General features: G+C 68.7%; 24 protein-coding genes, 1 tRNA gene and 2 pseudogenes. 9 read left to right on the top strand and 18 right to left on the bottom strand.

The window, feature by feature from the left end; genetic code table 11:
• Positions 1-28: 28 nt before the first annotated feature.
• Positions 29-703, bottom strand: a complete 675-nt coding sequence (locus Q8Q88_RS20555; protein WP_305677053.1) for a TonB family protein — start codon at positions 701-703, stop codon at positions 29-31.
• A gap of 170 nt (positions 704-873) precedes the next feature.
• On the opposite strand from Q8Q88_RS20555, the gene Q8Q88_RS20560 reads away from it, so the two are divergent.
• Positions 874-1,710: a transglycosylase SLT domain-containing protein gene (locus tag Q8Q88_RS20560; RefSeq protein ID WP_305677054.1), complete on the top strand. Its 837-nt coding sequence runs from the start codon at positions 874-876 to the stop codon at positions 1,708-1,710.
• Here Q8Q88_RS20560 and Q8Q88_RS20565 read toward each other — a convergent pair.
• Positions 1,707-2,903, bottom strand: a complete 1,197-nt coding sequence (locus tag Q8Q88_RS20565; RefSeq protein ID WP_305677055.1) for a CaiB/BaiF CoA-transferase family protein — start codon at positions 2,901-2,903, stop codon at positions 1,707-1,709. The two genes, Q8Q88_RS20560 and Q8Q88_RS20565, sit on opposite strands and share 4 nt — an antisense overlap.
• Before the next feature lie 76 nt (positions 2,904-2,979).
• A complete protein-coding gene (locus tag Q8Q88_RS20570; RefSeq protein ID WP_305677056.1) occupies positions 2,980-4,794 on the bottom strand; it encodes an ATP-binding protein in 1,815 nt (604 codons plus the stop codon).
• A 163-nt stretch (positions 4,795-4,957) separates the two neighbouring features.
• Here Q8Q88_RS20570 and Q8Q88_RS20575 point away from each other — a divergent pair, with 163 nt between their 5' ends.
• Together Q8Q88_RS20575 and Q8Q88_RS20580 are read left to right on the top strand one after the other, a co-directional pair.
• Positions 4,958-6,106, top strand: coding sequence for a DUF2336 domain-containing protein (locus Q8Q88_RS20575; RefSeq protein WP_305677057.1), 1,149 nt, complete (start codon positions 4,958-4,960; stop codon positions 6,104-6,106).
• A 48-nt stretch (positions 6,107-6,154) separates the two neighbouring features.
• Positions 6,155-6,925, top strand: a complete 771-nt coding sequence (locus Q8Q88_RS20580) for an NUDIX hydrolase (protein WP_305677058.1) — start codon at positions 6,155-6,157, stop codon at positions 6,923-6,925.
• 19 nt (positions 6,926-6,944) lie between these two features.
• On the opposite strand, the gene Q8Q88_RS20585 is transcribed toward Q8Q88_RS20580, so the two are convergent.
• From Q8Q88_RS20585 to Q8Q88_RS20595, 3 genes are all read right to left on the bottom strand, one after another.
• On the bottom strand, positions 6,945-7,427 hold the full coding sequence (locus Q8Q88_RS20585; RefSeq protein ID WP_305677059.1) for an Hpt domain-containing protein: 483 nt from the start codon (positions 7,425-7,427) through the stop codon (positions 6,945-6,947).
• Positions 7,428-7,503: 76 nt separating this feature from the next.
• Positions 7,504-8,286: an NAD kinase gene (locus Q8Q88_RS20590; RefSeq protein ID WP_305677060.1), complete on the bottom strand. Its 783-nt coding sequence runs from the start codon at positions 8,284-8,286 to the stop codon at positions 7,504-7,506.
• A gap of 59 nt (positions 8,287-8,345) precedes the next feature.
• Positions 8,346-9,461, bottom strand: a complete 1,116-nt coding sequence (locus Q8Q88_RS20595) for a DUF2336 domain-containing protein (protein WP_371129889.1) — start codon at positions 9,459-9,461, stop codon at positions 8,346-8,348.
• Between the two features lie 126 nt (positions 9,462-9,587).
• On the opposite strand from Q8Q88_RS20595, the gene glpK reads away from it, so the two are divergent.
• Positions 9,588-11,084, top strand: a complete 1,497-nt coding sequence (gene glpK / locus Q8Q88_RS20600) for a glycerol kinase GlpK (protein ID WP_305677062.1) — start codon at positions 9,588-9,590, stop codon at positions 11,082-11,084.
• A 25-nt stretch (positions 11,085-11,109) separates the two neighbouring features.
• Here glpK and Q8Q88_RS24845 read toward each other — a convergent pair whose 3' ends face one another.
• Positions 11,110-11,334 carry a PEPxxWA-CTERM sorting domain-containing protein gene (locus Q8Q88_RS24845; RefSeq protein ID WP_371129891.1) on the bottom strand — a complete coding sequence of 75 codons (225 nt, stop codon included), beginning with the start codon at positions 11,332-11,334 and terminating at the stop codon, positions 11,110-11,112.
• 19 nt (positions 11,335-11,353) lie between these two features.
• Positions 11,354-11,704 (bottom strand): annotated as a pseudogene (locus Q8Q88_RS24850) (CHRD domain-containing protein); the annotation flags it as partial.
• Between the two features lie 260 nt (positions 11,705-11,964).
• Here Q8Q88_RS24850 and Q8Q88_RS20605 point away from each other — a divergent pair.
• The 3 genes from Q8Q88_RS20605 to Q8Q88_RS20615 all read left to right on the top strand — a co-directional run bounded on the left by Q8Q88_RS20605 (position 11,965) and on the right by Q8Q88_RS20615 (position 17,370).
• On the top strand, positions 11,965-12,735 hold the full coding sequence (locus tag Q8Q88_RS20605) for a class II aldolase/adducin family protein (protein WP_305677063.1): 771 nt from the start codon (positions 11,965-11,967) through the stop codon (positions 12,733-12,735).
• A 247-nt stretch (positions 12,736-12,982) separates the two neighbouring features.
• Positions 12,983-14,179, top strand: a complete 1,197-nt coding sequence (locus Q8Q88_RS20610; RefSeq protein WP_305677064.1) for an efflux RND transporter periplasmic adaptor subunit — start codon at positions 12,983-12,985, stop codon at positions 14,177-14,179.
• On the top strand, positions 14,179-17,370 hold the full coding sequence (locus Q8Q88_RS20615; RefSeq protein WP_305677086.1) for an efflux RND transporter permease subunit: 3,192 nt from the start codon (positions 14,179-14,181) through the stop codon (positions 17,368-17,370). Before Q8Q88_RS20610 ends, Q8Q88_RS20615 begins: the two co-directional genes overlap by 1 nt.
• Before the next feature lie 7 nt (positions 17,371-17,377).
• On the opposite strand, the gene Q8Q88_RS20620 is transcribed toward Q8Q88_RS20615, so the two are convergent.
• From Q8Q88_RS20620 to Q8Q88_RS20635, 4 genes and pseudogenes are all read right to left on the bottom strand, one after another.
• Complete coding sequence (locus tag Q8Q88_RS20620) at positions 17,378-17,851, bottom strand: cytochrome c family protein (protein WP_371129890.1); 474 nt, start codon at positions 17,849-17,851, stop codon at positions 17,378-17,380.
• 37 nt (positions 17,852-17,888) lie between these two features.
• A complete protein-coding gene (locus Q8Q88_RS20625; protein WP_305677065.1) occupies positions 17,889-18,374 on the bottom strand; it encodes a YaiI/YqxD family protein in 486 nt (161 codons plus the stop codon).
• Between the two features lie 133 nt (positions 18,375-18,507).
• A pseudogene (locus Q8Q88_RS24855) lies at positions 18,508-18,618 on the bottom strand (PEPxxWA-CTERM sorting domain-containing protein); the annotation flags it as partial.
• Between the two features lie 706 nt (positions 18,619-19,324).
• Positions 19,325-19,645: a hypothetical protein gene (locus Q8Q88_RS20635; RefSeq protein WP_305677067.1), complete on the bottom strand. Its 321-nt coding sequence runs from the start codon at positions 19,643-19,645 to the stop codon at positions 19,325-19,327.
• A gap of 176 nt (positions 19,646-19,821) precedes the next feature.
• On the opposite strand from Q8Q88_RS20635, the gene Q8Q88_RS20640 reads away from it, so the two are divergent.
• Positions 19,822-19,965: a hypothetical protein gene (locus tag Q8Q88_RS20640; RefSeq protein ID WP_305677068.1), complete on the top strand. Its 144-nt coding sequence runs from the start codon at positions 19,822-19,824 to the stop codon at positions 19,963-19,965.
• Here the strand turns inward: Q8Q88_RS20640 and Q8Q88_RS20645 are convergent.
• Positions 19,962-20,087, bottom strand: a complete 126-nt coding sequence (locus Q8Q88_RS20645; protein ID WP_305677069.1) for a hypothetical protein — start codon at positions 20,085-20,087, stop codon at positions 19,962-19,964. The genes Q8Q88_RS20640 and Q8Q88_RS20645 overlap by 4 nt on opposite strands.
• A 146-nt stretch (positions 20,088-20,233) precedes the next feature.
• A tRNA-Thr gene (locus tag Q8Q88_RS20650) sits at positions 20,234-20,309 on the bottom strand.
• A gap of 105 nt (positions 20,310-20,414) precedes the next feature.
• Between Q8Q88_RS20650 and Q8Q88_RS20655 the strand changes: the two genes are divergently transcribed.
• Entirely contained in the window at positions 20,415-21,827 is a 1,413-nt protein-coding gene (locus Q8Q88_RS20655) for an amidase (protein WP_305677070.1), read from the top strand.
• A 162-nt stretch (positions 21,828-21,989) separates the two neighbouring features.
• On the opposite strand, the gene Q8Q88_RS20660 is transcribed toward Q8Q88_RS20655, so the two are convergent.
• The 4 genes from Q8Q88_RS20660 to Q8Q88_RS20675 form a co-directional block, all read right to left on the bottom strand.
• On the bottom strand, positions 21,990-22,778 hold the full coding sequence (locus Q8Q88_RS20660; protein WP_305677071.1) for an ABC transporter permease: 789 nt from the start codon (positions 22,776-22,778) through the stop codon (positions 21,990-21,992).
• A gap of 163 nt (positions 22,779-22,941) precedes the next feature.
• On the bottom strand, positions 22,942-23,841 hold the full coding sequence (locus tag Q8Q88_RS20665; RefSeq protein ID WP_305677072.1) for an ABC transporter permease subunit: 900 nt from the start codon (positions 23,839-23,841) through the stop codon (positions 22,942-22,944).
• Positions 23,838-25,001: an ABC transporter ATP-binding protein gene (locus Q8Q88_RS20670; RefSeq protein WP_305677073.1), complete on the bottom strand. Its 1,164-nt coding sequence runs from the start codon at positions 24,999-25,001 to the stop codon at positions 23,838-23,840. Before Q8Q88_RS20670 ends, Q8Q88_RS20665 begins: the two co-directional genes overlap by 4 nt.
• Positions 24,998-26,101 carry a polyamine ABC transporter substrate-binding protein gene (locus Q8Q88_RS20675; protein WP_305677074.1) on the bottom strand — a complete coding sequence of 368 codons (1,104 nt, stop codon included), beginning with the start codon at positions 26,099-26,101 and terminating at the stop codon, positions 24,998-25,000. The genes Q8Q88_RS20670 and Q8Q88_RS20675 overlap by 4 nt, the downstream gene beginning before the upstream one ends.
• Positions 26,102-26,110: the final 9 nt, after the last annotated feature.

The following is a 26,110-nucleotide window of genomic DNA, read 5'->3' on the forward strand; positions in this document are numbered from 1 at the left end:
TGAAGCGGGGACCGCGTGTCCAGGCCGATCACCCCACCCCGAACCGCACGGGGATGCGCACCTGGCCGCCGTCCACGGGGTGTCCGTCGGCGGTTTGCGGTCGCATCTTGAAGTAGGGGGCGAGCCGGAGCGCGGCGCGGCCGAAGCCTTCGCCCACCGGAGTCTCGCTGACCACCTGGCATCCCCCCAGCGTGCCCGCCGCGCTGACGGTGCAGCTCAACATGGCCAGGCCGCCGACTTCCCGGCGCAAGGCCGAGTCCGGATAGAATCGGGCGAACTCCCGAGCGCCGGGTTTGCTGAGCCAGGACGGTTGGATCACCGTCCGAATGACCGGCGTCGGCGCGGGCGCTGCAAGGATCGGCGGATCGGGCTGGATCGGCTGCGGTAGCGGGGTCGGCTCGATCGGGATGGGTGTCGGGGTCGGGAAGGGTGTCGGCACGGAAACGCGGGGCTGGATGGCGGGGGGAGACAGCTTCGGCGCCTCGATCGGCGTTTTGGGCAGGGTCACGGTCTGGACCTCGATGATCGGTCCCTCCGGCAGTTCGACGACGTCCGGCGGGGTCCAGGTCTTGGCCGCGAGATAGACCACCAGCCCGGCATGGACCGCGATCGAGGCGGCGATCGCCATCGTCACCTTGGGTGAGCGCCTGCGCCCCGATCCTGTGCGGCCCGCGAAGACCGGAAGAGCCTGACGGATGACCATGGAAACCTCCCTTTGTTTGTTTCGTCACCGACACAAAGGTCGCGCCGGGATCGTGGCCGGACCTTGACCTTGGGGAAGCCGAACGGTGACGCTTTCAAGCCGCAATAGTGCGCGCTCAGGTCGCGGTATGGTTAGCGGGGCGTTAACCATGTCGGCGCAAACCAGGGACCATGGCCATCCATGGAATCCGGGGCGTCGTCGAAGCCGCGATCCAACGCGCGTCCAATGCGACGGGCGTGGATTTCAGCTTCCTCATGGGCACGGCCGCCCGTGAGAGCGGCTACAATCCCAAGGCCAAGGCCTCGTCGTCGTCGGCCGCGGGCCTCTTCCAGTTCGTGGAGCAGACCTGGCTCTCAACCCTCAAACAGCACGGCGCCAAGTACGGCTACGCTCGCTACGCCGAACTGATCCAGAAGGGCTCGGACGGGCGCTACCGCGTCAGCGGCGCCGAGGCGCGCAAGGCGGTGATGGACCTGCGGATGGACCCGCACGCGGCCTCGCTGATGGCGGGGGAACTCACCTCCGACCACGCTTCCTATCTCAAGGGCCGCACAGGCCGCACGCCGACGGCGGGCGAGCTCTACGCCGCCCACTTCCTGGGCCCGCAGGGTTCGGCGCGGTTGATCGAGGCCATGCGCACCCGACCAGGCGCCAGCGCCGCCAGCATCTTCCCCGACGCGGCGGGCGCCAACCGCTCGATCTTCTACCGCGACGGCCGCGCGGCCACCGTGGCCGAGGTCTACGCCAACCTGACCAAGACCGGCGGCTCTGGCAGGGCAGTGGATCGCCCGGCCGCGACGCCCGAACCCCAGGGCGGCTTCATCCAATACGCCTCGGCGCGCCAGAGCGCGGTCCAGCGCGACCAGGACGCCCTGGTCGAGATCATCCTGCGCGGTTCCCAGTCCCGCGACGACGCCGGCGCCAGCGTCAGCTCGCGGCTGAGCGGTTCGATGTTCTCCAGCGAGATGCTCCGCGTCCTGACCGAGGCCCGCGACAAGTCGAGCTAGACCGCCGCGCCAGCCGCGACCATCGCCTCGATCTGCACGGCCGAGTAGCCGAGTTCGGTCAGGACCTCGTGGGTGTGCTGGCCAAGGCCCGGCGAGGCGGGGCGGCGGTCCAAGTCGGCGCCCGGGAAGCGCGCAGGCGCGGCCGGCGAGCGGAAGGTTCCGCCGTGGCCGTCCTCCACCTCGACGATAGCCCCGGCGGCCTGGACCTGCGGGTCCGCCGCGACCTCGGCCGGGGTCTGGACGGGCGCCCAGACCAGGTCGGCGGCGTTGAGCCGGCCGGCGATCTCCTCGAAGTCCAGGGCGCCGAAGGCCGCGTCGAACTCGGCGACCAGGGCGCGGTTGTTGACCCGGCGCAGCTTGCCCGACGCGAAGCGTTCGTCGGCGGCCAGTTCCGGTCGGCCGCAGGCCTCCGTGATCAATGCGAAGTCCTTGGACGCGCCGCGCGGGTTGAGCACGAACCAGCGCTCGTCGCGGCTCTTGTAGAAGTTGGCCACCGGATCGAAGGGGTCGCTGCGCGGCCGGTTGGAGGCGAGCTTGCCCAGGGCCAGTTGCACCGCCAGGTCCGAACTGACCGCATAGACCCCGGTGGCCAGCAGCGAGGTCTGCACCAGCCGGCCCTCGCCCGACCGTTCACGCTCGTAGAGCGCGGCCAGGATGGCCGAGACGGTCGCCAGCGAGGTCATGTGATCGCCGACACCCGTGCGCAGGATGTGCGGGTCCTGGCCCTTGGGCGCGTGCATCCGCGCCACCCCGGCCCGCGACCAGAAGGCGGTGACGTCAAAGCCGGGTAGGTGGGCGTCCGGCCCCTCAAGGCCGTAGCCGGTGACCACGGCATAGACCAGGCGCGGATTGGCCGCGCGCAGGGTCACATCGTCCAACCCGGCGCGCTTCAGCGAGGCCGGCCGCACATTGGTCAGGAAGACGTCGGCCTCGGCCGCCAGCCGGGCCAGGGCGTCGCGGCCCTCCGGCTTGGAGACGTCCAGGACCACAGCACGCTTGCCTCGGTTGTCCAGGTCGAAGGTCGGGTTGATCGAGATCTCGCTCTTGGCGTCGGCGAAGACGTGACGCATCGGGTCGCCCTGCGGTCGCTCGACCTTGATCACCTCCGCGCCCCAGTCGGCCATGACCCCGGCGGCGCCGGGCGCGGCGATGTAGGAGGCGAACTCGACGACCTTCAGACCCTTGAGAACCACGCATATCCCTCCCGACCTTTTCGGCCATAGTGACCGCTGGGGGAGGGCGCCTCAAGGGCGCTCGGCCGAGCCGAACTCAGGCGACGACGCGGATCTGCGGCTCGTCGCGTTCCACGGCGATGGCGTCGGCCACCGCGCGGGCCACCGCCCCGACGCTGACCGGCTTGCGCAGCACCGCATCGGCGCCGGCCTGGGTGCATTCCATGGCCTCGGCGGCGTCGCCCCCGATCACCGCGACGATCGGAACGTGGCGCATGGGACCGTCCAGGGTGCGGATCGCGGCGATGGCCGCCGGGCCGTCCATGTTGGGCATCCGCCCGTCGATCATCAGCAGGTCGAATTCGCAGACCTTTGACAGGTCCACCGCGCGGCGGCCGTCGATGGCGTGCACCACCTGGTGGCCCAGTTGCTCGATCACCGCGCGGAGCATGGCGGCGTTGAGCGCATCGTCCTCGGCGATCAGCACCCGCAGGGCGTGGCGCTCCACGGCGGCCGGAGCGGCGCCTTCGGGGGCCTGGCCGTCACGGTCGGGCAGGGCGTTGACGTCGTAGGGCAGTTCGAGCCGGAAGCAGGAGCCGACGCCGACCGCGCTGTGGCCGGTGAGATCGCCGCCCATCAGCCGCGCGAGCTGGCGCGACAATGACAGGCCGAGCCCCGCGCCGGAGGTGCCGGCGCTGGTCCGTTCGATGCGGTTGAAGGGTTCGAAGGCGCGCTCCAGCTCGTCGGCGGCCAGTCCCGGACCGGTGTCGGCGATCTCGACAGCCAGGCGTCCCGAGGCCGTCAGTTCGATCCGCGCCTCGACGCGGCCGCGGACGGTGAACTTGAGCGCGTTGCCCAGCAGGTTGGCGAGGATCTGGCGGGCCCGATGCACGTCGGCGATCGCGGCGCCGCGTTCGGCCATGGCCAGTTCGGGAGAGACGTGCAGGTTGATCTCCAGTCCCTTGGCCGAGGCGTTGGGCCGGTTGAGCAGCACCAGGTCGCGGATCAGGGCGACCGGATCGAAAGGGCGGGTGTCCACCGAAAGCCGTCCGGCTTCGGCGGTCTCGGAATCCAGCGTGGTGTTCAGCACCGAGATCAGGTCGTTGGCGGCGTCCAGGGCCGCGGCGAGCTGTTCGCGCGAGGGAGCCGAGCGCCCATTGTGGCCGACCGCCGCCGACAGCACGTGGGCGACGCCGGTCAGGCCGTTGCGGATCTCGTGGCTCAGCGTGGCCACCAGGTCGGACTTGGACCGGGCCAGCTTGTTGGCCGCGTCCACCATCCCGGCGCGGTCGGCGATCAGCGCCTCGCGCTCCACGGCCAGGGCGAACTGGCTGCGCAAGATGCGATTGACGATGAGGGCGAGCGCCATGGCCAGCGCCACCGCGCCCCAGGCGATATTCGCCAGCTCACGCGTCTCGGCCCTGGAGAAGAGGAAGAACAGCGGGCCGGCCACCGCGGCAGATCCCAGAATCAGCAGGCTGGGCAACCAGGACGCCGCGAAGAAGATCACCACGATCGCGGCGGCCAAGGAGACAAGCAGCAGGGGCTCACGCGCCAGGCCGGCCCCATCGGCGAAGGCCGACATCTGGGCGACGGCGGCGGCCCACAGCAGGCCGCTGAGGATCTGGAGCCGTCCGCGCAGCGCCAGATTGGTCCGGGCCTCCGGCCGCTTCAGCCAGTTGACCACGGCGTAGAAGGCGCCCCAGGCGGCGGCGAAGATGGCGAAGGTCCCGCTCATCCAGACCGCGTTCTCGGCATGCGAGCCGGCCCAGACATAGGCCGGTAAGCTGACCGAGAAGACGGCGAGCGCATAGGGGAGGAGCGCGGTCTGGGCGTCGAGCGCCTGCTGGGTGACCGAGAGCCCGCCGCGGTCCCGAGTTTGCTCGGGGGTCTGCTCGGTCTGGCCAATCATCAAATCGAGCTCCTCGGCGACGAACCGCAAGTCTAGCCGCGGCAGGGTTTGCGAGGGGTTTACGTCGCCCGCCAATCCACACCTTCCAGGGCAACCGATCATTAAGCCTAACCGTCCACTATGGCGCTCGGAGCCTTCGGTTCCGAGCTGGGGTGAGGCGGAGATGGCGACCACGCGTGCGGCGCTGACGGACGACGATATTCGCACGCTCGTGAAGGGTGCGACGCCCGACGAGCGCGCCGTCGCCGCGCACCGGCTCTGCCGCTCGATCGAGACCGCGACCCTCTCCAACGAGGAGCGCGCCCAGGCCCATGAAATCCTGCGGGTGATGGCCGCCGACGCGGCCGAACTGGTGCGCCGCGCCGTGGCCGTGACCCTGAAGAACTCCTCAGTGGTGCCCCGCGACGTCGCCCTGACCCTGGCCCGCGACGTGGAAAGCGTCGCCCTGCCGATCCTGGGCGCCTCGCCCGCCTTCACCGACGAAGATCTCGCCGAGATCATCCGGCTAGGCGGCCCGGTGCGCCAGGTGGTGATCGCCAAGCGGCCGCGGGTGTCCCAGGCCGTCACCGCCGCCATCGTCGAGCACGGGGTGGAGCGCGCCGTCGAGGCCGCCTGCGCCAACGACAACGCCGACTTCGCCGAACTGACCCTGCAACGGGTGATCGAGCGCTTCGAGCAGTCCGAGCGGGTTTTGGCGGCGGTCGCCTATCGCGACGCCCTGCCGGTCTCGGTGACCGAGCGGCTGATCGACATGGTCGGCGACGCGGTTCGTGACCACCTGCTGAACCACCACGCGGTCTCGCCGGAACTGGCCCTGCAGATCGTCATGGGCGCCAAGGAGCGCGCGACCATCGACCTGGTCGACCAGGCCGGCCGCACTAGCGACGTGAGGGCCTTCGTCGCGCACCTGAACAAGAACCAGCGCCTGTCGGCCTCGCTGCTGCTGCGGGGCATGGCGCACGGCCACATGACCTTCCTGGAATGGGGCCTGGCCGAACTGGCCGGGGTGCCGCATCACCGCACCTGGCTGATGATCCACGACGCCGGCCCGCTGGGCCTGCGGGCGATTTACGAGCGGGCCGGCCTGCCGGCGCGGCTCTATCCGGCGTTCCGCTCGGGCGTGGACACCTTCCATTCCATGGAGTTCGACGGCGGCGCGCGCGATCGCGAGCGCTTCCAGGAGAAGATGCTGCAGCGGTTCCTGACCCAGCCGACCGCCGCATCGCGCGAGGATGTGGACTACCTCCTGGAGAAGATGGACCGCATCTCCAGCGAAACGCGCAAGTCGTTCCGCGCCGAACAGAGCGCCTGACCTAGGGTCAGGCTTGCGTGGCCGCGCCGGGGCTTTCAAGCTGGCGCCATGACCCAGGACATCAAGCCCGCCGCCACCATCCTGCTGCTGCGCGACGATCCGACCTTCGAAGTGCTGATGGTCAAGCGCCACCACCAGATCGATTTCGCCTCCGGCGCCCTGGTGTTCCCAGGCGGCAAGAGCCATGCGGGCGATCATGATCCGGCCTGGGCGAACCACGTCCTGGGCTGGGACGACTTCGACGCCGACCAGCGGGGCCTGCGGATCGCGGCCATCCGCGAGGTGTTCGAGGAGGCCGGCATCCTGTTCGGCGCGCGGCTGGACGGATCGCCGATCGGCGGCGAGGCCTGTCCGATGGACGTGCGCCGCGCCGTGGATAAGGGCGAGACCGCCTTCCTGGATGTGGTGAAGGACCTGGGCGTGCGTCTCGACCTCAACGCGCTCACCGTCTTCGCCCGCTGGATCACGCCGCCGCTGACGCCGAAGCGGTTCGACACCTGGTTCTATGTGGCCGACGCCCCGGCCGATCAACTCGCCGCCTGCGACGGACACGAAACCGTCGACGCCGAGTGGATCGAGCCCAAGGAGGTGCTGCGCCTGGCCGCGGCCGGGGAGCGCAAGGTGATCTTCCCGACGCGGATGAACGTCCAGCTGCTGGCCGAGGCCGGCAGCGCCAGCGACTGCATCGCCCGGGCGGTCGGTCGCACCCTGGTCACTGTCGAGCCGCAGATTCAGGACGGGCCGGGCGGCAAGGTGCTGGTCTTGCCGCCGGACGCCGGCTACGGCGTGGTGGCCGAGCCGCTCGCCAACGTGATGTGAGGCGGTAGCTTCGGAGTCGTTAGGCGCCGGTCTCGATGACCTTGCGTTCCAGTTCCTCGATGAGGATCTTCCCCACCGGATGCTCGTCGGTCTTGATGTCGTCGCGGACGGCGGCCTTGATCGCGTCGATATGGGCGTCGACCAGCGGCATGGAGACGGTCAGGCGCTTGTCCTTGTCGTCGATCAGCCGGCAGAGCGAGGCGCCGATCCGGGTGATCAGCGGGAATTCGTAGGTCGTTCCCAGGCCCTTGAGGTCGTGGGCGCGGAGATAGAGCGTCTCCATGGTCTCGGGGGAGACGCCTTGGGCGCGCACGGTCTGGCGCGCGGCGTCCAGCTTGACCACCTCGTCGGCGAGCCATTGCGAGAAGTTCCCCGACAGGCTCTTCAGCGCGGCCTCGGCCTTGGCGATGGCGCTGGGATCGATCGCGCCGAAGCGACCGCCAACCTTGAGTCGAAGATTTGTGGGGGCGGGAATGACCTGGCCCGGATTCTGCTGGCTCACGAGGCGCCTCCTAAATAGTCGTCAACAGACTAAGGCGCATCCGTTAACAACGAATGGAGTGTAAATCTGATTGATATCAAACGGAAAATTGCTCCGCCAACACCCGCTCTTCCAGGCTGCGGCCGGCGTCGAACAGCATATGCAGAGCGACGTCGCGATCCTCGGCGATATGGACCTCCAGGACGTCGCGGACCTCGAAATTGTCAGCCACGGCGCTCACTGGGCGCTTGTCTGCCTCCATGATCTCGAACTTGACCCGCGCGGTGTGGGCCAGCAGCGCGCCACGCCAGCGGCGCGGGCGGAAGGCGCTGATCGGTGTCAGCGCCAGGACGCGGGCGTCGAGCGGGATGATCGGGCCGTGGGCCGAGAGGTTGTAGGCGGTCGAGCCGGCCGGGGTGGACACCAGGGCTCCGTCGCAGGACAGTTCGCCCAGCCGAACCTTGCCGTCGATGGAAATGCGCAGCTTTGCGGTCTGCCGGGTCTGGCGCAGCAGGCTGACCTCATTGATCGCCACGGCACGGTGCTCGCGATGGTGGGCGTCGATGGCCACCATCTGCAGGGGGTGGATGACGGCGCGCTCGGCGGCGTTGATCCGCTCCAGCAGGGCGTCCTCGCTGTACTCGTTCATCAGGAAGCCGACGGAGCCGCGGTTCATGCCGTAGATCGGCCGGTCGCCCGTCAGGTTCTCGTGCAGGGTCTCCAGCATGAAGCCGTCGCCGCCCAGGGCCACGATCGCCTGGGCGTCGGCGGGGGACGCCTGGCCATAGCGGGCGATCAGCGCGGCGCACGCCTCCTGGGCCTCGGGCCGGTCGCTGGCGGTGAAGGCCAGGCGGGTGACGAAAGGCTCGGGTTTGAACATCGGCGGTCAAAAGCTCCTGGATCGCCCATTCCGTCAACCAGGGTCGTAAACTAGGAGCGTCACCGCGGCGTGACCGCCCGGCGGAAGGCGGCGCCGGCGATGTCCGCGCCCAGGGGCCCGAAGGCGCCTCCGGCCCGGCGCGCGGCCTCGTCCCCGCCGCCGGGACGCCCGCCGTTCAGATTGCGGACCAGCTCCAGGATGGTCGGGAAGACGCTGCGGTCGATGTCGACCGAGGCGCAGGCCAGGGCCAGCAGCTCGGGCCGGTCGGAGTTCAGCGCCCGCCGCACCTGGGTCAGGTCGAAGCGCCCCAGGGTCGCCAGGCCGCCGACGAACAGCGACAGCTTGCCGTCCTGCAGGGCGCGCAACAGGTAGCCGGGACGCAGCTGGCCGGCGGAGTTGAGCTTGGCCAGAAGCTGTTCCTCCATCTCCTCGCGTTCGCCCTCGCGACGGACGACGAGTTCGCCGGTCGGCGGCGCCAGGCCGCCGTGGGCCTCGCGGACGGCGGCCCCGAGCGCCGCGTCCAGGGCCGCGCCGTCCAGGCGGAAGCGCGCGACCAGGGCCTGGCGCATGGACTGGCCGACCCAGATATAGAGCTGCCGCGCCAGATCGTCGGTGAGGGCCGGGTGATGCGAGAGCGGGGCGCGCAGGGCGACGATCCGCTCGGAGGCGGTGACCAGCCGGCTCATGTCGTGGGCGTTGACCTGGGCGGTGAAATTGCCGGCCAGCGCGGTCAGCACCGCCGGTTCCTGCTGCTGCAGGATGGCGGCGACCACCGGCGGGCCCAGGTTGGGACGCCGCGCCACCTCGATCTGGTGCTCGATGGTGGCCTCGACCAGCAGCCGGACCAGATCGTGGTCCTTGAGCACCGGGCTGCCGGCGATGATCGGACGGGCGATCTCGATGTCGTCCAGGGCCAGGACGTTGACCAGGGCCACGGGCGCCCAGTCGGCGCCGGCCAGCTTCTCCGCCAGGCGCGCGCGGATATCGCGCTCGGCCTCGACCACCAGGCTCATGAAGATGGAGTTGAGCAGGGCCTGGATCGGCGGCGCCTTCATCACCGCCTGGGCGCCTTCGCCCGCGTCGCACAGATCGACGATGGCCAGCAGCAGGCGTTCGCGGTCGGCAGGCGCCTTGCTCTTGGCCAGGCCCAAAATCTCGTCGGCTTTCGCGGCCACGCTCAAACTCGGAACTCCCGGCGCCCAAGCTGGCGAATCTGCTGAGGCTGAATGAAAACATGGTTAGAAGGCTCTGACCATGAAAGGCCCTTAAGGGCCGTGGGCGCCTGAGGGAGCGATACGAGGATGGCCGATCCGCTGATCTTGGCCCTGGACCAGGGCACGACCTCGACCCGCGCCATACTGTTCGACGCCAAGGGTGCGCCCCTGGCCGACGCCGGGCGCCCGCTGCAGCAGTTCTATCCCGAGGACGGCTGGGTCGAGCACGATGCCGAGCAGATCTTCGAGACCTGTGTGGAGGTGCTGCGCGAGGCGGTGGAGAAGGCCGGACGGTCGATGTCCGAGGTCACCGCCATCGGCGTCACCAACCAGCGCGAGACGGTGGTCATCTGGGACAAGGCCACGGGCAAGCCGATCCACAAGGCCATCGTCTGGCAGGACCGCCGCACGGCTCCCACCTGCGAGCGGCTGCGCGCCGCGGGGCTGGAGCCGAAGGTCACGAGCATCACCGGCCTGCTGCTGGACCCCTATTTCTCGGGCACCAAGATCGCCTGGCTGCTGGGCGAAGTTCCGGGCGCCCGGGCCCGCGCCCAGGCCGGCGAGCTGCTGGTCGGCACCATGGACACCTGGGTGATCTGGAAGCTGACCGGCGGGGCGGTCCACGCCACCGACGCCACCAACGCCTCGCGCACCCTGTTGTTCGATCTAAGGGCCCAGGCCTGGTCGACCGAGATGCTGGACATGCTGGACGTGCCCGCGGCCCTGCTGCCCAAGGTGCTGGACTGCGCCGACGACTACGGGACGACTCTGCCGGACCTGCTGGGCGCGGCGGTTCCCATCCGAGGGGTGGCCGGCGACCAGCAGGCGGCGCTGATGGGGCAGGGCTGCATTCGGGCCGGGGAGATGAAGGCCACCTACGGCACCGGCTGCTTCATGCTGGTCAACACTGGAGAGCACCTGGCGCCATCGCGCTCGCGGCTGCTGACCACCGTGGCCGCGCGGCTGAACAGCCGGGCGACCTACGCTCTGGAAGGCTCGATTTTCATCGCCGGCGCGGCCCTGCAATGGGTGAACGAGGGCCTGGGCGTGGCGGGCGGCGGCTCCGGGGCCGAGGCCCTGGCCCAGACCGCCAAGCCCGACCACGGCGTGGTCCTGGTCCCGGCCTTCACCGGACTGGGCGCGCCCTGGTGGGACGCCGGCGCGCGCGGTGCGATCTTCGGCCTGACGCGGGACTCCGGCCTGGCCGAGATCGCCGAGGCCGCCTTCGACGCCTGCGCCCTGCAGACCCGTGACCTGATCGAGGCCATGCGGGCCGACGCGCCCGGCGCCTTCGGCGCCCAGGTCGAGCTGCGGATCGACGGCGGCATGGCGCGCAGCAAGTGGTTCAGCCAGCGCCTGGCCGACCTGACCGGGGTGGCGGTGGGCCGGGTCAGCTTCCAGGAGATGACCGCTCTGGGCGCGGCCCTGTTCGCGGGCATCGGGGCCGGGATCTACGCCGACGCCGAGGAGGCCACCGCCGCCCGGGCCAAGACCGAGCGCTTCGAACCCGGGCTGGACGGCCACGGCCGCGAGCAGGCCTATGCCCGCTGGCTGGACGCGGTGGCGCGGGTGCGGACGGGCTGAGATCGGGAACCGTCCGCCCAGGCCGTCAGGCTGGGTGGGGCCGGGTCTTCCGGCGTAGCGCCACACCCGCGAGCCCGAAGCCCGCGATCATCAGAGCCCAGGTCCCGGGTTCGGGAACATAGCTGAGCTGCCCGCGGATCTCTCCGCCTGGGAAGGTCGTGCTGTGAACGTTGAAATAGGCTTGGCCCGCCTGAAGGCCCCCGAAAAGGGCGGCGAACGCGCCTGAGACCGTTCCACCGTTGGCGGCGATGAACCCGGCGTTGTAGCTGCCGGCGCGTCATATCGAAAGTGTGGTCATAGGTCCCGCTGGTGACGCCGCTCGGGAACCCTGTGAAGGTCGGGGTCGTGGTCGCCACGCCGATGTTGGTCCCGACCGGCGCGCAGCAATGGATATGCGCAGCAGTGGTCGTGCCCAGCAGCCCGGAGAAATTGGCTTCGACCCGCATGGTGTCGAACAGGTCGTCGATCGTCACGCGCGCGAAGCCCGTACCGGGGGTCACCGCCACGGGAACCTCGTTGGATCCGGATAGGACGGTCTCAAACACATAGGTGGTCGCTTCCGCCCGGCCGGCGAAGAGCAGCGCGGCGGCGGCCGTCGCCATAAGCAAGCTACGAGACATCCTAGCCTCCGGCTCTGTTGAATGGGAACGTGTCACAATAGATTAGGAAGTGTTGAAGCCATCGTTCGGCTGGCGACGAAACAAGCTCTGCTGTTACGACATCGAATACGAATTCAGGCGGGTCGCATACTTGCAGAAATGCAGTATTCGTTAACGAACTTTTCCGTGAAGCGATTTCGAACAGGCGTTTGAGGTTGCGCCTTGACGCTACGACCCCGCGGCGCGACTCTGCCGCCCAAGGTTCAGACAGGGAGGCCGCCATGGCCGATGGTTCGCTCGCGGGCGTGAGTTCGCTTAAGGGCAAGGTCAGCGCTGAGGAATGGCAGGCCCGGGTGGATCTCGCCGCCCTTTACCGGCTGGTCGCCCTGCACGGCTGGGACGATGCGATCTACACCCACATCTCCGCCCGCATCCCGGGACCCGAGCATCACTTCCTGATCAATCCCTATGGCATGTACTTCGGGGAGATCACCGCCTCGTCGCTGGTGAAGATCGACCTGGATGGGAACGTCCTCCAGGAGACCCCGTACTTCATCAACCCGGCGGGCTTCACCATCCACTCGGCCATCCACGCCGCGCGGGAAGACGCCCATTTCGTCATGCACCTGCACACCGACCAGGGCGTGGCGGTCTCGGCCCAGTCCGAGGGCCTGCTGCCGCTGGCCCAGCACGCGCTGATCGTGCGGACCATGCTGGCCTATCACGACTATGAGGGCATCGCGCTGAACCTCGACGAACGCGAGCGCCTGGTGGCCGACATCGGCGACAAACACGTCATGCTGCTGCGCAATCACGGAACCCTGGCTGTGGGCGCCAGCGCCGCCGACTGCTGGATCCGCATGTTCTATCTGGAGCGCGCCTGCAAGCAGCAAGTCATGGCCCTGTCGGCCGGCCGCGAGAACGTGCTGTTCGCCCCCCAGCACGCCCAGGACGAGGTCAAGATGCAGCTGTCGCGCGGTCTGGGCGGCAGCCTCGCCTGGCCCGGCGCCCTGCGCCAGCTCGATCGGGCGCTCCCGGGCTACGACGCCTGAGTCGAACGACAGTCATTCCACAGAATGGGCGCCCTGGCCGGGCGCCCATTTTCTTTGCGGCTCGGCGCTGACAGTCTTCATATCTCACGGATTGAGGGGCAAGTACGCGGCGCGCGCGGCTCTATTTCAAAGCCGACACGCGGAGCCATCGTTCTGTCACTGGACGGCGCCTATCTGGACGCCATAGGACGGGCGGGACTAGTCGGTGTTCCTGTCTGTATTCAATCGCTCCCGGAGTTTCAGTCGCTTGCTCAGACGCCACTTCTTCCTCGTTGGCGCCATCCTGGTCCTCGTCCTCATGGTCGTGGCCGGCGGCTGGAAGCTGACCCTCGGCAAGAAGGAGGGACCGGGGGGCGCGCCCGGCGCGGCCATGGCGGCGCCGAAGGGCGGCGGTCAAGCTGCCGGCAAGGGCGGCGGAGGCCGTGGCGGCGGCGGCATGGGCGGTCCTGCGCCGGTCAGCGTGACTGCGGTCCAGTCCAGGGTGTTCATCGATTCCATCGACGTGATTGGGGTGGCCAAGGGCCGCCAGTCCGTGACCCTGACCGCGGCGGCGACTCAGTTGGTCGATCGCGTGCGTTTCAGCGACGGCCAAGCGGTCGCCAAGGGCGCGGTGCTGGTCGAGCTGAAGGACACCGAGCAGAACGCGGGTTTGGCCCAGGCCCAGGCGCGCCTGGTCCAGGCGCAGCGCGACTTCGACCGCTGGAAGGCCCTGGCGGCCCAGGGCTATGCCTCCAAGACCGCGCTCGACCAGCGCGAAGCGACCTATCTCGCCGCCCGCGCCGACGTGCAGGCGGCCCAGGCCCGCCAGGCCGACCGCACCATCCGCGCGCCGTTCGCCGGGGTGGTCGGCCTGTCCGACATCGCGCCCGGGGCCTTGATCAATCCGGGGTCGGCCATCGTCACCTTGGACGACATCAGCACCGTTCGGGTCGACTTCGAGATACCGGATCGCTACCTGGCCTCGCTCCGTGAGGGCCAGCCGATCCACGCCAAGGCCGACGCCTATCCGGGCGAGACGATCCAGGGGCGGATCGCCAAGCTGGACACCCGCATCGACGAGCGCACGCGCGCGATCACCGCCCGGGCTGAGTTCCCCAATCCAGGTCGCAAGCTGAAGCCCGGCATGATGATGCGGGTGGCCATCGCCCGCGGCCAGCGCCAGGGCCTGGCCATTCCAGAGGCCGCCCTTTCGGTCCAGGGCGACAGCGCCTTCGTCTATGTCCTCAACGGCCAGGGCGAGCGCCTGACGGCCGAGCAACGGCCGGTCCGCACCGGCGCGCGGCAGGGCGGCTTCGTGGAGATCCTCGACGGCGTTCAGGCCGGTGATCGCCTGGTGGCCGACGGGCTGAACAAGCTGCAGCCCGGCCAGCCGGTTCGCCCGGTGCTGGCCGCGGCGGGCGGCCAGGCGAGAGCACGCCCGCCGGGCGCGCGGCCCGCCCCATGATGCTGTCGGACATTTCCGTCCGTCGGCCGGTGTTCGCGGCGGTGGCCGCGATCATCCTCTGCGTGATCGGCCTGGCTTCGTTCGCCTCGCTCACCGTGCGCGAGCTGCCCAGCGTCGATCCGCCGGTGGTCTCGATCTCGACCACCTATCGCGGCGCCTCGGCCGAGGTCGTCGAGGAGCGGATCACCGAGGTGATCGAGCGCCAGGTGTCCGGCATCCAGGGGATCGACCGCGTCAACTCGTCGTCGCGGGACGGCCAGTCGCGGATCAACATCTCCTTCCGGTTGGACCGCGACCTGGACGACGCGGCCAACGACGTGCGCGACGCCGTGAGCCGGGTCTCGGCCAACCTTCCCCTGCAGGCTGACCCGCCGCAAATCGCCAAGGCCGACGCCGACGCCCAGCCAATTCTGTTCCTGTCGTTCAGTTCGACGACCCTGAACCGACTGCAGCTTTCAGACTATGCCAATCGCTATCTGGTGGAGCGGTTCTCCACGGTCTCGGGCGTCGCCAATGTCGGGGTAGGGGGCAGCCAGCTCTATTCGATGCGCATCTGGCTCGACGCCGACGCCATGGCGGCGCGAGGCATCACCGTCGACGACGTCGAGACCGCGCTCAACGCCCAGAATTTGGAGCTGCCGGCCGGCTCCCTGGAAGCGCCCTCCAAGGACTTCACCATCCGCGTGGCCCGCGGCTACACCACCCCGCAAGAGTTCGCCGATCTGCCGGTGACCTCGTCCACCGCCCGCGCCACGGCCGCCGCGGCGGCCGGCGCCACGGCCAACGCCGCGGTCACGCCGGCGCCCGGCGCGGAATACATCACCCGGCTGGGCGACATCGCGCGGGTTGAGGAGGGGCCGGACGAGCGCAGGCGCATGTTCCGCTCGAACGGCCGCGAGCAGGTGGGCATAGCCATTCGGCGCCAGTCCCAGGCCAACGACCTGGAAATCTCCGAAGGCGTCCGCGCCGAACTGCCCGAGATCAACAAGTCGCTGCCGAAGGGCACCAAGCTGGAAGTGGCGGTGGACTTCACCGTCTTCACCAAACACGCCATCGAGGAAGTCTGGATCACCATGGGCATCTCGCTCGTCCTGGTGGCCCTGGTGAACTTCATCTTCCTCGGCACCTGGCGCGCGGCCCTGATCCCGTCCGTAGTCGCCCCGATCTGCATCCTCTCGACATTCATCGTCCTGGCGCCGCTGGGCTTCTCGCTGAACTTGCTGACCCTGCTCGCCTTGGTGCTCGCCATCGGCCTCGTCGTCGACGACGCCATCGTGGTGGTCGAGAACATCCAGCGGCGAATCGACGAGGGCGAGCCGCCGATCGTCGCGGCCCAGCGCGGCGCACGCCAGGTGTTCTTCGCCGTGGTGGCCACGACGATCGTGCTGATCTCGGTCTTCGCGCCGCTGATGTTCCTGCCCGGCTACATCGGCAAGCTGTTCGTGGAGTTGGCGGTGGCCATCGCCGCGGCCGTGGCCTTTTCGGCCCTGCTAGCGCTCAGCCTATCACCGATGTTGGCCTCCAAACTGCTGCGCCCAGCCCGCGGCCAGGGCTTCATCGCCCGGCGGGTAGACGCGGCGATGCACCAGCTTCGAAACTCCTACCATGCCTCCCTGGATTGGCTGCTGGGTCGCCGGATCGCGTCGATCGCCACGGGTGGCCTCGTGGTCGTGCTGGCGCTGGCCGCCTTCGCGCTCTTCACGGTCCTCCCCCGGGAGCTGGTCCCCGACGAAGATCGTGGGCGCGTCGAGATGAACATCAGCGGCCCGGAAGGCGCGGGCTATGACTACGTCGATGTCGCGACAAAAACGGTCGAAGCCCGACTACTCGAGCTGCTGAAGGAGGGCGTCATCGAACGCTACATCCTGTCGGCCCCCCGTTTCGGCGCGAACTCCTTCAACACAGCCGGCGGCAATGCGGCTCTGCCCGACAACTCTGAGATCACCTCCAACGAGCTGGCCGCCCAACTGAACCGGGAGTTCTCCTCGATCACCTCGGTGAGGGCCATCGCATCGGTGCGCGGCGGACTGCAACGGGGTGGCCCCGGCGGCGGCGGCGGCGGCGTCGACCTCATCGTGGTCGGCAACGAGTACGCCGACATCGAACGCTGGATCCAGCCGATCCTGGCGGCGGCGCAGGCCAATCCAGGTCTCGCCCGCCCCCGCCTGGACTACGAACCGACCAGCCCGCGGGTGCTGGTGGAGATCGACCGGGAGAAGGCGGCCAGTCTCGGGGTCTCGGCCCAGGCGGTCGGTCGGGCGCTAGAGACCATGTTCGGCTCGCGCCGGGTCACCACCTACATCAAGAACGGCCAGGAATACGACGTCATCCTGCAGACAGACCGGGCGCGGCGCCAGACGGAGTCCGACCTGGAGAGCCTCTATGTCCGCACCGCCAGCGGCGCCCAGGTTCCGCTGGCCTCGGTGGTGACCACCAAGGTGCGCGGCGACACTCCCGACCGCGCTCGAGTCGATCGCCTGCGGGCGATCTCGCTCTCGGCCCAGCTCAACCCCGGCTATCCGGTGGGCGAGGCCGTGAAGTTCTTCGAGGCCGAGGTCTCCAAGCAACCGCCCGGGTTCCAGATCAAGTGGGGCGGGGCTGCTCGCGACTTCCTCGAGGCCGGCGGCGCCGTCGGCCTTGCCTTCGGCATGGCCCTGATCCTGGTCTTCCTGGTGCTGGCCGCCCAGTTCGAGAGCTGGATCCACCCGGCGGTCATCATGCTCACGGTGCCGGTGGCGGCGCTGGGCGGGCTGTTCGGCCTGCTGATCGCCGGCTCGACCATCAACACCTACAGCCAGATCGGACTGATCATCCTGGTGGGGATCGCCGCCAAGAACGGCATCCTGATCGTGGAGTTCGCCAACCAGCTCCGCGACGACGGCCTGACCATTCGTGAGGCGGTGATCGAGAGCGCTTCCCTGCGTCTGCGCCCGATCATCATGACTTCGATCTCGGCGGCGGCGGGTTCGATACCGCTGATCGTCTGGGGCGGGGCGGGCGGCGAGAGCCGCAAGACCATCGGCGTGGTGATCTTCTTCGGGGCCATCTTCGCGACCCTGCTGACCCTGTTCATCGTGCCGGTGTTCTACAACATGCTGGCCCGGTTCACGAAGTCGCCCCAGGCCACCGCCCGGCGAATCGAGGCCTTCGAGGACGCCGAGCAGACCCGCGCAGCCAACGCCGCGGAATAAGCCCCCCCTACGGCGCCTTGTAGCCGGACTCGACCTTCACATAGGCGATCAGGTCGACGCGATCCCTGGCCTCCTTGAGGCCGGCGAAGCTCATCTTGGTGCCCGGCAGGAAGGTACGGGGCTCGGCCAGCCACTTGTCCAGGTGCTCGGCGTCCCAGACGAAGCCCGCGTTCTTGACGGCGTCGGAGTACTTGTAGTCCGCCACCGCGCCGGCCTTGCGGCCGAACACCCCGTGCAGGTTGGGGCCGGTCATGTTGGCCCCGCCGGGCACGATGGTGTGGCACGACTTGCACAGGCCGAACTTGCTCTTACCGTTCGCCAGGTCGGCGGTGTTGTACGGGGCGGGCAGGGAGGCCAGGACGGCCGCCTTCTGTTCGGCCGTCAGCTCCTGCGGCGCCGCGGCGGGCGGCGCCTCGGTCTTCTGGCCGCAGCCGGCCAGCAGGGCGCAGGCCCCTATCAACATCGTCGCCGCGCGCATCATGAGCCAAACCTCTGCAATGAATTCGATGGGAAGCTAGTCAACGATCGCGGCGTTGCAAGGCGCGCTTGCGCCGTTCCTTCTGGATGATCTCGTCCAGCGCCTGCAGGAACCGCGAACGGTCGTTGCGGTCGAAGGGCTTCGGGCCGCCCAGGATGTCGCCGGTGGAGCGAAGTTGCTCCATCAGGGCCCGTTGTGCGATGGCCGCGCCGATGGAGTTCTCGGTGAACGGCTTGCCATTTGGCGCCACGGCATGGCCGCCGGCGTTCAGCACCCGCTCGGCCAGGGGAATGTCGTTGGTCACCGCCACGTCGCCCGGCGCCACATGCTGGGCGATCCAGTCGTCGGCCACGTCGGGTCCGGCGTCCACGATCACCCGGGCGATCATCGGCGACTGCGGGATCATCATGAAGGCGTTGGAGACCACCCAGGTCTTCAGCCCGTAGCGGGCGGCGACCTTGTAGACCTCGTCCTTCACCGGACAGGCGTCGGCGTCGATGAAGACCTCGATGGGTTTGTCGGACACGCAAGCTCCGTTGGCGGGCGGAGCCCTTCATGCCCACGACGGCGGCGGGCCTCAACGAAAAACGCCGCCGGCGTGGGGACCGGCGGCGCATCCGACGCTTACGCTTACTGTTACGCTACTGGCACTGAGACTTTTAGGCGAAGACGGCGGCCTGACGGCGACGGCTGCTGCGGACCATGCCGCCGACGCTGCCGAAGCCGATGATCATCATCGCCCAGGTCGCCGGTTCCGGAACCGCCGAGCCGATATTGCTGACTTCGAACGAGTTGCTGTTCGAGGCCAGGTCGAAGCCGGTGATGGCGGTGTCGGACCAGAAGGTGAAGCGGCCGTTGGTGTTCGCCGCCGTCTGGTTGCCGTTCGCCGCGCCCGACACCAGGCCGAGATCGGTGCCGGTGAAGGTCTGCGTACCGCCACCCTTCAGGTGGAAGGTGATGGAGTTGTAGTCGTCCAGCGACCCGACGTAGAAGCTCAGACGCGACACGTAGGGCGCGGTGAACTGGGCCATTTCGCCGGCGCGCACGCTCAGATAGCGGCTGGGGTCGTCGTCGGCGGGATCCAGAGGACCGAACGCAGGGGCGGCGCCTTGGCCGGTGGTGCCGGTCCGGAGCGAGTAGGTGCCGCCGATGGTGAAGCCGGGAGCCAGGACGAGAGGGTTGTTGAAGTTCGTAACCAGCGTCTCGCCGGGATTGAGGGCCGACTGATAGCTGCCAAAGGGCTTGATGACGATCGCGGCGTTCGCCGCGGTCGCGGCCAGGGTCGTCACCGCCGCGAGGGCGGATACGGCCAGGGCCTTTCCGAAGTAGTTCATTTGGAGTCTCCAAAAGGGATGTGATCTAGATTCACGAGCGAGCTTCGCAATGGGCGTGCCAACCCGGGGTTGCGCCGGGTCTTGCAGGGATTCGCGCTCTGGAGATTGGGAGATTTGGCGACAATCGCCGCCGTCATGCGGCTCAGAGACCTTCGAGGGTCTTGAACCAGCATTCCTCGCCAAGACAGTACAGGATCAGGGTCTCGCGATCGGTGGTCGGGCTCAGTTCGAAGGGGCCATACCAGGCGCGGTCCTGCTCCGGATCGCTGTCCAGGTTGATGGCGTCCTCGCCGGCCTCCAGGAACAGCCGCGCCGCGCCCTCGGGCGAGGTGAAGATGCAGCGAATCTCGTAACCCTCGGCGACCAGCGCCTCGAGCGCCTCGTCCAGACCGTCGACCAACCGCCGGGACGCGGTGTCGCGCCCGTCTTCGACCGGTTCCTCCTGGATCTGTGGCCGTTCCAAATCCCGAATCGCTCCTGAATTCGTCGCCTGCCCCACGTCTAACCTAGCGCCAAGACTTGCAAGGTCGAACTGTTGCTGGCCGGGGCGGCGGAACTAAATGTCACAAAACTGGAACGCGGGTGTCGCGATCGGGGGTTAGGGACTTACGATCCGAAATCCCAAGCACTGAGAGTTCCATGGTCCCCAGGTTATCGCGCCACCACGAAGACATGGCGCTCGTATTCGCCGTCGGCGTGATCGTCGGCGCAATTCTACTGGCGATCGCGATTCCGCACGACGCCTGGGAGATGGCGTGGCGCTTCCGAGGACCGTCGGCCTAGGGGCGCAGTTCCTGGTGATGCGCGGGCGACGGGCTCGACGCGGATGCGGCGGCCTTAGCGTTTCCGACGCTGAACAGGAACGCCGCGGCCGCGGCCGCGAGCGGTAGTAGGATCTTGAACATCGGGCGCCTCCAACCGAGCGACCTTTCCCCACGCTCGCCGGAGGGTCAAACACACTCAACTCGCGGGACGGCCCCGAAGCGCGTTTTGCTCCCATGACGGGCGTTTTCCGGGGTTGAGTTCGAGGCGAGAGCCGCCTGGCGTTCCATGGTGCCGGATGCAGGACTCGAACCCGCGACCTTCGGTTTACAAAACCGCTGCTCTACCAGCTGAGCTAATCCGGCCCTTGGACGGCCCGCTTATGAAGCGAAGGCCTAGGATGACGCAAGGTCCCCGTTGGCCTCGCGTGTCGGCTGTGGTCCCTTGGTCAAAACGCCGGGAGGACCAGCATGAAGTTCGAGGACTATCGCCGGCACGACGCCGTGGGCTTGGCCGGTTTGGTCGCCAAGGGTGAGGTGAGCGCCTCCGAGCTGCTGGAAACCGCCGTGACGCGGATGGCGCAGGTCAATCCGGCGGTCAACGCCGTCACCATGGACCTCACTGAATGGGGCCGGGCGGAGGTGAAGCGCGACCCGACCCCCGGACCGCTCGCGGGCGTGCCGTTCCTGCTGAAGGATCTGGGCGCGTTGTTGGCGGGCTCGGCCACCAGCTCCGGCTCGGCGGTGTTCAAGGACCAGTTGGCGGTCGCCGACAGCGCCATCGTCACGTCCTACAAGCAGGCGGGGCTGGTGATCTTCGGCAAGACCAACACCCCGGAGTTCGGGCTGATGCCGGTGACCGAGCCAGCCCTGCTGGGGCCCTGCCGCAACCCGTGGGACGTCTCGCGCACCCCGGGCGGCTCTTCGGGCGGGGCGGCTTCGGCGGTGGCGGCGGGGATCGTGCCGGCGGCCCACGCCAGCGACGGCGGCGGCTCGATCCGCACCCCGGCCTCGGCCTGCGGCCTGTTCGGCATGAAGCCCTCGCGCGGCCGGGTCTCCTTCGCGCCGCTGGGCGAGGGCTGGGGCGGGGCCTCGATCCAGCACGCGGTCACCCGCTCGGTGCGCGATTCCGCCGTGCTGCTGGACGCGGTGTGCCGGCCGCAGCCGGGCGATCCCTATTTCCTCAGCGCCCCGGAACGGCCCTTTGCCGACGATGTCGGGCGCGAGCCGGGCAAGCTGGCCATCGGCTTCACCACCGCGGCCCTGGCCTCCGAGGCCCTGGACCCCGAGTGCAAGGCGGCCGTGCTGGACGCCGCCCGGCTCTGCGAGAGCCTGGGCCACGTGGTCGAGGAGGTCACCGTGCCGGGTAATCTGGCGGCCATGCAACAGGCGGCCGGCGACGTGATCGGCGCCAGCATCGCCGCCAACCTGGATGCCGAAGGCGACCGGCGCGGCCGGCCTATCGGCGAGGACGAGGTCGAGCTGCTGACCTGGGCCATGTACCAGCGCGGCAAGGGGGTTGCGGGATCCACCTACGTGCGCGGCCTGGCGGCGATCCATGCCTATGGGCGGGCGGTGGCGGGACTGTTCGAACGCTATGACGTGCTGTTGCTGTCCAGCCTGGGCAGCCCGGCGATCCCTATCGGCCATCTCACCGAGGACCTGCGCCAGTACACTCCGCGTCTGTTCGCCTTCATGCCCAACACCCAGGCCTTCAACAACACCGGCCAGCCGGCCATGAGCGTGCCCCTGGCCTGGAGCGCGGGCGGCCTGCCCATCGGCCTCCAGTTCGTCGGGCGGATGGGGGAGGAGGCGGGGCTGTTCCGGCTGGCCGGGCAGCTGGAACAGGCGCGGCCTTGGTTCGACCGCGTCGCGCCGCTCTAGCCCAAGCTGTCATCCCGGTTTGCGAAGCAACACCGGGACCCATGAACACCTGATGGCGCAGGCTGCAACAGGGTCTCGCCGCGCTCTGAGATTCAAACGCGTATGGGTCCCGGATAAGTGCTTCGCGCTTTCCGGGATGACACCGGGGGAGGCGCCGCCCTTCTAGGCATCCTGGCGTCGTCGCAACTGCATGAGGTAGGCGGCGATCACTCCCGTGGCCACCAGGCCGATCAGCAGGGTGGAGACGGCGTTGATCTCCGGGTTCACCCCCAGCCGCACCTGGCTGTAGATTCGCATGGGCAGGGTGGTGGCGCCGGGGCCCGAGGTGAAGCTGGCGATCACCAGGTCGTCCAGCGAGAGGGTGAAGGCCAGCATCCAGGCGGCCGCCACGGCGGGCGCGATATTGGGCAGGGTGACCAGGAAGAAGGCCTTGAAGGGCGGGCAGCCCAGATCCCGGGCGGCCTCCTCCAGCTGGCGGTCGAAGGCCGCGAGCCGGGCCTGGATCACCACGGTGGCGTAGCAGAGGGTCACCGTGGCGTGGCCGATCACCACCGTCCAGAAGCCGCGCGGCAGGCCGAAGGCCACGAACAGCAGCAGCAGCGACAGGCCCAGCACCACCTCGGGCATGACCAGGGGCGCATAGACCAAGCCCGAGAACAGGGTCCGGCCCTTGAACCGCCCGGCGCGGACCAGGGCCACCGCCGCGAAGGTCCCCAGGATCGTCGCCACGGTCGCGGAGATCAGGCCCACCCGGAAGGTCACCCAGACGGCGTCCAAGAGCTGTTCGTTGCGGAACAGCGAGGCGTACCAGCGGGTGGAGAACCCGCCCCACACCGTCACCAGCTGGCTGGCGTTGAATGAATAGACCACCAGCAGGAAGATCGGCAGGTAGAGGAAGCCGAACCCGAACAGCAGGGAGACGCGGTTGAACGCCGTGAGCCCGCGCCTCAAGTCGATGCTCCCCTTCTGGGGGAGCTGTCAGCGAAGTTGACTGAGGGGGACTTTGACTCGTCCTGCCGTGGATGAAACCCCCTCCGGCTCGTCACGAAGAGGCGACGATCCACCTCCCCCAAATCGCGCTGCGCGCTGGGGGAGGATCTGTTCGCCGAAGCCCTCACCTCGCGCCCCCGATCAGCTTCGCCTGCTGGCGCTGGTAGAGGGCGATGGGGACGACGAGGGTGGCCAGCAGGGCGATGGCCACGGCCGAGGCGGCGGGCCAGTCGCGGTTGGCGAAGAACTCCGTCCAGATGGTCTTGCCCAGCATCAGCGTGCCCGAACCACCCAGCAGATCGGGGATCACGAACTCGCCGACCATGGGGATGAAGCAGAGCAGGGCGCCCGCTCCGACGCCGGGCAGGGAGAGCGGGAAGGTTACCCGCCAGAAGGCCTGCAAGGGCGTGCAGCCCAGGTCGGCGGCGGCCTCCAGGAGGTCGTGATGCTGGCGCTCCAGCACCGCGTAGAGCGGCAGGACCATGAAGGGCAGGTAGGCGTAGACCAGGCCGATATAGATCGCGGCGTCGGTGTTGAGTAGCGCGACCGGACCCAGGCCCACGGCGGCCAAGACGGCGTTGAGCAGGCCCTCGGGCTTGAGGATGCCGATCAGCGCATAGACCCGGATCAGGAAGCTGGTCCAGAACGGCAGGATCACCGCCATCAGCAGGGCCTGGCGCACCGCCGGCGAGCACCTGGCCATGGCGTAGGCCATCGGATAGCCCAGCAGCAGCAGGATCGCGGTGGCGACGGCCGCGAACCTGAGGCTGGAGAGATAGGCCGCCACATAGAGGTGGTCGGAGGTCAGCCGGCCATAGGTCTGCAGGTCCAGGGCGGCCAGGAAGGCGCGTAGTCCCGCCATCCCCAGGGCCCAGTCGATCCGCGGCGCATAGGGCGGCATGGCGAGCGCCGTGTCCGACAGCGACAGCTTGGCCACCAGCAGGAACGGGAACAGGAAGAAGACGCCCAGCCAAAGGAAGGGCGCAATGGCGGCCAGGCCCGTCCTGTCGCGCCGGGCGCTCACTGGGTCAGCACCACGCCGGCGTCGGGGGCGAAGGTCAGCCAGATCTGGTCATCCCAGTCCACCGGCCGTTCGACGAACCGCGCGGCGTTGGCGCGGGCGGCGCGTAGGGTCCGGCCGTTGGGCAGCTCGACCAGATAGGTGGTCCAGTCGCCCAGATAGCCGATGTCGGCCACCTTGCCGGCCAGCCGGTTGGGGCCCGGAGGCGGCGCGTCCAGATGGACCTGAATCTTCTCGGGTCGCACCGCCAGCCAGGCCGTGGCGCCGACCGCGATCACATCGTCCTCGACCGCCTCGAACCCGCCCTGCGCCTCGTCGCTCGCCAGGCGGACGGATTGGCCATCGGCGCGCTCAACCTTGCCCTCGAACAGGTTCACGTCGCCGATGAAGTCGGCCACGTAGCGGGAATTGGGCGCCTCATAGACTTCCGCCGGCCGGCCGATCTGCACGATCTGGCCTTCCCGCATCACGGCGATGCGGTCGGCGGTGACCATGGCCTCCTCCTGGTCATGGGTGACGATCAGGAAGGTCATGCCCAGGCTCTGCTGCAGGGCCATCAGTTCGAACTGGGTCTCCTCGCGCAGCTTCCGGTCCAGGGCCGCGAGGGGCTCGTCCAGCAGCAGCATCCTGGGCCGGGGCGCGATGGCGCGGGCCAGCGCCACCCTCTGCCTCTGGCCGCCGGAGAGCTGGTGGGGCTTGCGTCGCGCCAGGCCATCCAGCCGCACCAGGGCCAGCATCTCGGCGGCCCGTGCTGCGACCTCGTCCTTGGCCAGGCCCAGCTGGCGTAGGCCGAAGGCGATGTTCTTTTCCACGCTGAGATGGGGGAAGAGGGCGTAGGACTGGAACATCATATTGACCGGCCGCCGGTGGGGCGGGCGTCCGGCCAGGTCTTCGCCGGCCAAGGTCACGCGGCCCTCGTCGGGGTCCTCGAAGCCGGCCAGCAGCCGCATCAAGGTGGTCTTGCCGCAGCCCGAAGGGCCCAGCAGGGCGAAGAACTCGCCTTCGTAGATGTCCAGGGAGACCCCGGCCACGGCGGTCTCGCCGCCGAAACGCTTCACCACATTCTCGAACCGCACCAGCGGCCTGGCCGCCGGATCGGCCCAGGGCGCGAAGGTCGAACGGACCGCGCCGATGTTCAGGCGCGGGCGCGAGCGTTGCGTCATTGCCCCGTCTGCACCCTGGTCCACATCCGCGTCACCTCGCGCAGCAGGGCTTGGTCCTTGTCCTTGGTCACGAACAGCCGCTTGAAGACCTCGGGGGTGGGATAGACGTTGGGATTGTCGCGCACCTCGGCGTCCACCAGCCTGGTCGCCGCGGCGTTGGCGTTGGCGTACTGGGTGAAGTTCGACGCCTTGGCGATCACCTCCGGCCGCAGCATGTAGTCGAGGAAGCTGTAGGCGGCGTCGGGGTTCGGCGCGTCGATCGGGATGGTGAAGACGTCGAACCAGACCTGGCTGCCCTCCCTGGGGATGACGTAGGCGAGCTTCACCCCGTTCTTGGCCTCCTCGGCGCGGTCCCGGGCCTGCAGGACATCGCCGGAATAGCCCACGGCCACGCAGATATCCCCGTTGGCCAGGGCCTCGATATATTCCGACGAGTGGAACTTGCGGACATGGGGCCGGGCCTTGACCATCAGGTCGGTGGCCGCCTGGTAGTCGGTCAGGTTCTTGGAATTGGGGTCCTTACCCAGGTAGTTGAGCGCGACCGCGTACATGTCCTCCGAGGCGTCCAGGTAGTAGACGCCGCAGTCCTTGAGCTTGGCCAGGTTCTTGGGATCGAACACCACCGCCCAACTGTCGATCTTCACGCCCGGCAGCCGCTTGGCCACGGCGTCCACGTTGTAGCCGATGCCGATGGTGCCCCACATGTAGGGGACCGCGTACTTGGCGCCCGGATCGAAGGGCTCGAGATGGGCCATGACGTCCGGCCACAGGTTCTTGGCGTTGGGCAGCCTGGCCTTGTCCAGCGGCGCGATGGCCTTGGCGGCGATGTAGCGGGGCACATTGTGGTTGGAGGGCGTGACGATGTCGTAGCCCGTCTGGCCCTGCAGCACCTTGGTCTCGAGGATCTCGTTGGAATCAAAGGTGTCGTAGACGACCTTGATTCCGGTCTCCTTGGTGAAGTCGGCCAGGATCGCCGGGTCGATATAGTCCGACCAGTTGTAGATCTTCAGTGTCTGCGGCTTGTCGCCGCCGCCCTGCTGGCTGCAACCCGCCAGGGCCAGCATCGCGCTGAGCCCCAGCGCCGTCACCCATCCCCGCATGCCGCCCTC

This window comes from Phenylobacterium sp., from assembly GCF_030697925.1.
In the GTDB taxonomy this organism is placed as follows: Bacteria; Pseudomonadota; Alphaproteobacteria; order Caulobacterales; family Caulobacteraceae; genus Phenylobacterium.

Excerpts from the sequence above, each read along its gene's own strand:
- Q8Q88_RS20555 (WP_305677053.1), bottom strand. The coding sequence starts at position 703 with ATGGTCATCCGTCAGGCTCTTCCGGTCTTCGCGGGCCGCACAGGATCG.
- Q8Q88_RS20560 (WP_305677054.1), top strand. The coding sequence starts at position 874 with ATGGCCATCCATGGAATCCGGGGCGTCGTCGAAGCCGCGATCCAACGC.
- Q8Q88_RS20570 (WP_305677056.1), bottom strand. The coding sequence starts at position 4,794 with ATGATTGGCCAGACCGAGCAGACCCCCGAGCAAACTCGGGACCGCGGC.
- Q8Q88_RS20575 (WP_305677057.1), top strand. The coding sequence starts at position 4,958 with ATGGCGACCACGCGTGCGGCGCTGACGGACGACGATATTCGCACGCTC.
- Q8Q88_RS20580 (WP_305677058.1), top strand. The coding sequence starts at position 6,155 with ATGACCCAGGACATCAAGCCCGCCGCCACCATCCTGCTGCTGCGCGAC.
- Q8Q88_RS20590 (WP_305677060.1), bottom strand. The coding sequence starts at position 8,286 with ATGTTCAAACCCGAGCCTTTCGTCACCCGCCTGGCCTTCACCGCCAGC.
- glpK (WP_305677062.1), top strand. The coding sequence starts at position 9,588 with ATGGCCGATCCGCTGATCTTGGCCCTGGACCAGGGCACGACCTCGACC.
- Q8Q88_RS20605 (WP_305677063.1), top strand. The coding sequence starts at position 11,965 with ATGGCCGATGGTTCGCTCGCGGGCGTGAGTTCGCTTAAGGGCAAGGTC.
- Q8Q88_RS20615 (WP_305677086.1), top strand. The coding sequence starts at position 14,179 with ATGCTGTCGGACATTTCCGTCCGTCGGCCGGTGTTCGCGGCGGTGGCC.
- Q8Q88_RS20620 (WP_371129890.1), bottom strand. The coding sequence starts at position 17,851 with ATGATGCGCGCGGCGACGATGTTGATAGGGGCCTGCGCCCTGCTGGCC.
- Q8Q88_RS20640 (WP_305677068.1), top strand. The coding sequence starts at position 19,822 with ATGGTCCCCAGGTTATCGCGCCACCACGAAGACATGGCGCTCGTATTC.
- Q8Q88_RS20645 (WP_305677069.1), bottom strand. The coding sequence starts at position 20,087 with ATGTTCAAGATCCTACTACCGCTCGCGGCCGCGGCCGCGGCGTTCCTG.
- Q8Q88_RS20655 (WP_305677070.1), top strand. The coding sequence starts at position 20,415 with ATGAAGTTCGAGGACTATCGCCGGCACGACGCCGTGGGCTTGGCCGGT.
- Q8Q88_RS20670 (WP_305677073.1), bottom strand. The coding sequence starts at position 25,001 with ATGACGCAACGCTCGCGCCCGCGCCTGAACATCGGCGCGGTCCGTTCG.
- Q8Q88_RS20675 (WP_305677074.1), bottom strand. The coding sequence starts at position 26,101 with ATGCGGGGATGGGTGACGGCGCTGGGGCTCAGCGCGATGCTGGCCCTG.